General features: G+C 70.6%; 4 protein-coding genes. All 4 read left to right on the forward strand.

The window, feature by feature from the left end; genetic code table 11:
* The coding region (treZ, locus tag AC3XYG_RS15790) for a malto-oligosyltrehalose trehalohydrolase (protein ID WP_489140799.1) at window positions 1-1,820 on the forward strand (1,820 nt) is incomplete at its 5' end.
* Complete coding sequence (gene treY / locus AC3XYG_RS15795) at window positions 1,817-4,297, forward strand: malto-oligosyltrehalose synthase (RefSeq protein WP_489140800.1); 2,481 nt, start codon at window positions 1,817-1,819, stop codon at window positions 4,295-4,297. The genes treZ and treY, both read left to right, overlap by 4 nt.
* Window position 4,298: 1 nt before the next feature.
* A complete protein-coding gene (locus AC3XYG_RS15800) occupies window positions 4,299-4,829 on the forward strand; it encodes a hypothetical protein (protein WP_489140801.1) in 531 nt (176 codons plus the stop codon).
* A gap of 66 nt (window positions 4,830-4,895) precedes the next feature.
* Window positions 4,896-5,992, forward strand: a 1,097-nt coding sequence (locus AC3XYG_RS15805) for a glycogen debranching protein (RefSeq protein ID WP_489140802.1), incomplete at its 3' end; no start/stop codon positions are given.

The raw sequence follows: 5,992 nt of genomic DNA on the forward strand, positions 1-5,992 counted from the left end.
CGGCGGAGACGGATCGCGTGCGGCATGGCATGCCGTTCGGCGCCGAGTTGCAGCCGGACGGCAGCACGCGCTTCCGCCTGTGGGCACCGGATGCCGAAGAGATCACGCTGCTGCTGGACGAAGGGCAGCGCCAACTGCCGCTGGATCGCCGGGGCGATGGCTGGTTCGGGCTGACCGTGCCGGCGATGCCGGCGGGCACGCCCTATCGCTATCGCCTGCAGGATGGCACCGAAGTGCCGGACCCGGCTTCGCGCCATCAGCAGGGCGGCCCGTTCGGCCCGTCCGTGGTCTGGGATCCCCAGGACTATGCCTGGACCGAGACGGCGTGGCGCGGCCGGCCCTGGCACGAGGCGGTGATTTATGAGCTGCATTGCGGGGCGATCGGGCCGGACGCGCCTGGCGGCTTCGATGCCGTGGCTCGTCGCCTCGACGACCTCGCCCGGCTCGGCGTCACCGCGATCGAGCTGATGCCGGTCGCCGATTTCCCCGGCGGCCGCGGCTGGGGCTATGACGGGGTGCTGCCCTTCGCCCCGGCCTCGATCTACGGCACGCCGGACGATCTGAAGCGGCTGGTCGATGCCGCGCATCAGCGTGGGCTGATGGTGTTGCTGGACGTGGTCTACAACCATTTCGGCCCATCCGGGAACTACCTGCCGCTCTATGCCGGATCATTCTTCGATGCATCCCGGACCACGCCCTGGGGCCCCGCGATCGATTTCACCCGACCGGAGGTGCGCGCCTTCTTCCGCCACAACGCGCTGTACTGGCTGGAGGAGTTCCGCCTCGACGGGCTGCGCTTCGACGCCGTGCACGCGATCGAGGATGCCAGCCGGCCCGACATCCTGACAGAGATCGCCGAGGCCGCACGCGCCGCCCTGCCCGACCGGCACATCCATCTGGTGCTCGAGAACGACCTGAACGAGGCGCGGCGGCTGATCGGCACGCCCGGCGCCGCGGCGCGCTATGACGCGCAGTGGAACGACGACTTCCATCACGCCGCCCATGTCGTGCTGACCGGCGAGACCGACGGTTACTACGCCGATTACGCGGCGGCGCCGGTGGCGCGGCTGGGCCGCGCCCTGGCCGAGGGCTTTATCTATCAGGGCGAACGGTCGGCACTGCGCGGCGAGGCGCGCGGCGAGCCCAGCGCGCATCTGCCGCCGACCGCCTTCGTCAACTTCATCCAGAACCACGACCAGATCGGCAACCGCGCCCTGGGCGACCGGCTGACCGCTCTGGCCAAGCCGGCGGCGCTGGAGGCGATGACGGCGGTGCTGCTGCTGTCGCCGCAGATCCCGCTGCTGTTCATGGGTGAGGAATGGGGCAGCCGCCAAGCCTTCCCGTTCTTCTGCGATTTCGAGGGCGAACTGGCGGAAACGGTGCGACGCGGCCGGCGCGAGGAATTCGCCAAATTCGCCGGCTTCGCCGATGGCGGCGACGCCCTGCCGGATGCGCTCGATCCCGCCACCTTCACATCGGCGGTGCTGGCGCCGGATGAGGCCGATCCCGATTCCGGCCGTCGGCTGGCCCTGGTGCAGCGGCTGCTGGCGCTGCGCCGTGAGGCGATCATGCCGCTGCTGGCCGGCCGCCGGATCGGTCCCGCCATCGACCGCAGCCGCGACCCCATGCTGGACGTGGCCTGGATGCTGACGGGCGGCGGCTGGCTGCGCATCGTCGCACATCTCGCGCCGGGGCTGGCCCCGGCCTGGGATATCCCCGGCGGCACCATCCTGCATGAGAGCGCGCCGGGCCTGGCCGCAGCCCTGCCCGGCTGCATCGAGGGCTGGGGCGTGGTCGTGGCGCTGGAGCAGGCAGAATGACCCCGCCCCGCGCCACCGCACGGCTGCAGATCCATCCCGGCTTCACCCTGGACGACGCCAGCGCCATCCTGCCCTATCTCGCGCGGCTGGGCGTCAGCCATGTCTATGCCTCGCCGCTGCTGGCGGCGCAGCCGGGCTCCGCGCATGGCTACGACACCGTCGACCCTGCCCGGATCGACCCGGAGCGCGGCGGCGAGGCCGGGTTCGAGCGCTTCACCCAGGCGCTGCGGGACCACGAGCTGGGCCTGATCCTCGACATCGTGCCGAACCACATGGCGACCGGGCCGGACAATGCCTGGTGGGTCGACGTGCTGGAACGGGGCCAGGCCAGCCCGCACGCCGCGACCTTCGACATCGACTGGGAGGCGCCGGCCAATCCCGGCCGGGTGCTGCTGCCGATCCTCGGCCGGCCCTATGGTGAGGCGCTGCGCGACGGCGACATCGCACTTCGCATCGACACGGACACCGGCCGCACCGTCCTCTCGGTGCCCGGCCACACCCTACCCCTGGCCGCCGGCACGGCGCCGGAACCCGGCGCCGCCACCGGGCCGGACGAGCTGCACCGGGTGTTGGAGCAGCAGCATTACCGCCTGGCCCATTGGCAGGTCGCATCGGCCGAGATCAACTACCGCCGCTTCTTCGACATCGACACGCTGGTCGGCGTGCGGGTCGAAGACCCCGCCGTGTTCGCCGCCACCCATCGGCGCGTTCTGGCCGCCATTGCCGCCGGGCAGGTGCAGGGGCTGCGCCTGGACCACATCGACGGGCTGGCCGACCCGGCCGGCTATCTCGCCCGGCTGCGCGAGGCGGTCGACGCCGCCCGGCCGGCAGAAGCGCACGAGCCGATCTATATCGTGGTCGAGAAGATCCTGGCCGAGGGCGAGGAACTGCCGGCGGATTGGCCGGTCGACGGCACCACCGGCTATGAGGTCGCCAATGCCATCCATGCGGTGCAGGTCGACAGCACGGCAGCGGAAGCCCTGGTCGCCGCCTATGCCGGCTTCACCGGCGATACGGCGGATCTGGAAGACACCATCCGGCGCTGCCGCCGCGCGGTGATCGAGGGCACGCTGGCGGCGCCGTTCGAGACCCTGGTCACGGCGATCGACCGGCTGGCGCGGTCCGGCTGGGCTTGGCGCGACCTGACGCGCCACACGATCCGAACGGCGCTGGCCGCGGTGATCGAGCGGCTGACCGCCTATCGCGGCTATCTCACCGGCGGCGGCGCGGCCTTCGGGCTGGAGACGGCAATTACAGCGGCGCGGCAGTCGGTGCCAGCGGCGGCCCGGGCGCTGGACCTGGTCGAGGCGCTGGTGACCGGCCGCAGCGAGGCTGACGGCGCCACCGCAATTCTGCGCCGGTTCGAGCAGCTGACCGGTGCGGTCGCCGCCAAGGCGGTCGAGGACACGGCCTTCTACCGCCATGTCCCGCTGGTCTCACTAAACGAGGTCGGCGGCACGCCCGAACGCTTCGGCCTGACGGTCGCCGAGTTCCACGAGATCTTTGCCAAGCGCCAGCGCGACTGGCCGGATGCGATGTCCGCCCTGTCGACGCATGACCACAAGCGCGGCGCCGATGTCCGCGCCCGGCTGGCGGTGCTGAGCGAGCTGGCGCCGGACTGGCAGGCGGGGCTCGACACCTGGTCGGCCGCCCTGGCGCCGTATCGCAGTGACAACAGCGGCCGGTCGCTGCCAAGCCGGCGGCACGAACACCTGTTCTACCAGACGGTGATCGGCACCTGGCCGCTGGGCGACCAGCCGGCAGACTATGCCGACCGGATCGCCGCCTATCTCCTGAAGGCGGCACGCGAAGGCAAGGACGAGACCGGCTGGACCGATCCGGATGTCGCCTATGAGGCGGCGCTGGACCGCTTTGTCCATGCCGCGCTGGATGCCGACACCGGCACCGGCTTCCGGGCCGCGATGACGCCCTTCGCCGAGCGGGTTGCCCGCATCGGCGCGGTCAACGGCCTGGCCCAGCTGGCGATGCAGCTGACCCTGCCCGGCGTGCCGGACCTGTACCAGGGCACCGAAGAATGGGACCTGTCCCTGGTCGACCCGGACAATCGCCGCCCGGTCGATTACACCAGGCTGGCCGCGCAACTGCATGAGGTGGCGGAGGCCGATCCGGAGCGGCTGGCCACGACCTGGCCGGACGGCCGGATCAAGCATTGGCTGGCGGCGCATCTGCTGCGCTGCCGTCGCGACGACCCTGCCCTGTTCGCCGCCGGCGCCTATGCGCCGGTGCCGGTCTCGGGCCCGGCGGCGGAACACGTGATCGCCTGGCGCCGGTCATTGGCCGACCGCCACATCATCATCGCCGTGCCCCGGCTGGTGGCCGGCCGCGTGAGCGATGGGCTGGGGCTGACGGGCTTCGATGGCACGACACTAGACGGGCAGCACCCGGCTGATCTGGGCCGGGCTTTTGGGGGATTCCCGATCTTCATCCGACGCATTGGAGGTCATCATGGTGAATAGAGTGTTCCGTTTGATCTCATCCCCCGGCACCGCCCGAGACACCCGCACCGATCCCGGCCTGCCGCTGGTCCGCACGCCGGCCGCAAGCGAGCCGCAGCGCGAGCATTTCGAGCGGCTGGGGCTGGCCGCCACCATCGTCGGCGCCGACCGGGTCGAGATGACCGGCTGCTTCGCCGAACGGGTCGACATCCGCGCGGTGGCCCGCCCGCCGGCAGACGAAGAAGATCCGGCCGCGGTGGTGTGGGACGTGCTGGGCCGTTGGCGCAAGCGGCGGCGGCTGTGCCTGCAGCCGGCCGATGTCGATGAATGGCTGGGCCTGCGCGGCGTCGACGCCTTCGCCTTGTTGCGCGGCCTGCGGAACGATGCGCTGGCCGAGGCGTTGGGTCCTTCGACGGTGACCGATTGCTTCGAGCACCGTGGCCACAGGGTGATCAATCCGTTCCGCGACCGCTTCGGCAACGAGACCAGCCCGGCGAGCGAGTACGGAACCGATTACCGGCTGTGGCGGGCACGCTGGCGCGACGGGCTTTAGGGCCCGCGCCGGCGCGACGGGCTCCAGGGCCCGCCGCCAAGATGTTAGAACGCCGAAAGGGAACGAATGACAAACCGGGTGCAGCCCGCGGTCCGCGTGCTGGAAGGGCAACCCTTCCCGCTGGGCGCGACATGGGACGGGCTGGGCGTGAACTTCGCCCTGTTCTCGGCCAACGCCACCAAGGTCGAGCTCTGCCTGTTCGACGACGAGGGCAAGCGCGAGACCGCCAGGGTCGAGCTGCCGGAATACACCGACGAGGTCTGGCACGGCTATCTGCCCGACGCCCGCCCCGGCACCATCTACGGCTATCGCGTGCACGGCGTCTACGAGCCCGCCGCCGGCCACCGCTTCAACCCGAACAAGCTGCTGCTCGACCCCTATGCCAAGCGCCTGCTGGGCGAGCTGGAGTGGAACGACGCCCTGTTCGGCTACACCATCGGCGACCCGCAGGACGACCTGTCCTTCGACACCCGGGACAGCGCCCCCTTCATGCCGAAATGCCGCGTGGTCGACCCCGCCTTCACCTGGGGCCGGTCGCGGCCGCCGGCCGTGGCCTGGGACCGCACCGTCGCCTATGAGCTGAACGTCCGCGGCTACACCATGCAGCATGGCAGCGTGCCGAAGCGGCATCGCGGCACCTTCGCCGGCCTCGGCCACCCCGAGGTGATCGGCCATATCCGCAACCTCGGCGCCACCACGGTCGAGCTGATGCCGGTGCACGCCTTCATCGCCGACCGGCACCTGCTGGACCGCGATCTGACCAATTTCTGGGGCTACAACAGCATCGGCTTCTTCGCGCCGCATCCGCGCTATTCCGCGACCGGCGAGACCGCCGAGTTCAAGGAGATGGTGGCGCGGCTGCACGATGCCGGGCTCGAGGTCATCCTCGACGTCGTCTACAACCACACCGCCGAGGGCAATGAGCGCGGGCCGACCCTGTCGTTCAAGGGCATCGACAACGCCTCCTACTACCGGCTGATGCCGGACGAGCGCTACTACATCAACGACACCGGCACCGGGAACACGCTGAACCTCAGCCATCCCCGGGTGCTGCAGATGGTGACCGACAGCCTGCGTTACTGGGTGACGGAGATGGGGGTCGACGGCTTCCGCTTCGACCTCGCCACCATCCTCGGCCGCGAGCCCTATGGCTTCGACGAGGG

Source organism: Inquilinus sp. (assembly GCF_057815775.1).

What these genes read in the sequence shown, in the direction of transcription:
- treY (WP_489140800.1), top strand. Translation starts at nt 1,817, where the DNA reads ATGACCCCGCCCCGCGCCACCGCACGGCTGCAGATCCATCCCGGCTTC.